The organism is Bradyrhizobium sp. WYCCWR15520 (assembly GCF_056174665.1).
This window is the reverse complement of the sequence record NZ_JBWBWM010000191.1, coordinates 1-508: the sequence shown is the minus strand read 5'-3', so window position 1 is coordinate 508 and position 508 is coordinate 1. Positions and strand designations below refer to the sequence as shown.

Sequence of the window (508 nt, the reverse complement as noted above, 5' to 3'; positions counted from 1 at the left end):
CGGGCTCTGACTACTTGTAGGCACACGGTTTCAGGATCTCTTTCACTCCCCTTCCGGGGTGCTTTTCACCTTTCCCTCACGGTACTGGTTCACTATCGGTCGCTAGGGAGTATTTAGCCTTGGGAGATGGTCCTCCCGGATTCCGACGGAATTTCACGTGTTCCGCCGTACTCAGGATCCACTCAGGAGAGAACGAAGTTTTGACTACAGGGCTGTTACCTCCTATGGCGGGCCTTTCCAGACCTCTTCATCTACCTCGTTCCTTTGTAACTCCGTACAGAGTGTCCTACAACCCCAAGAGGCAAGCCTCTTGGTTTGGGCTGTTCCCGTTTCGCTCGCCGCTACTCAGGGAATCGCATTTGCTTTCTCTTCCTCCAGGTACTTAGATGTTTCAGTTCCCTGGGTCTGCCTTCTCATATCCTATGAATTCAGATATGGATACTGCTCCATTACGAGCAGTGGGTTTCCCCATTCGGAAATCTCCGGATCAAAGCTTGCTTACAGCTCC

General features: G+C 51.8%; 1 rRNA gene. It reads right to left on the bottom strand.

From position 1 onward, the window contains the following. A 23S ribosomal RNA gene (locus tag AC0QUY_RS42815) occupies positions 1-508 on the bottom strand; the annotation flags it as partial.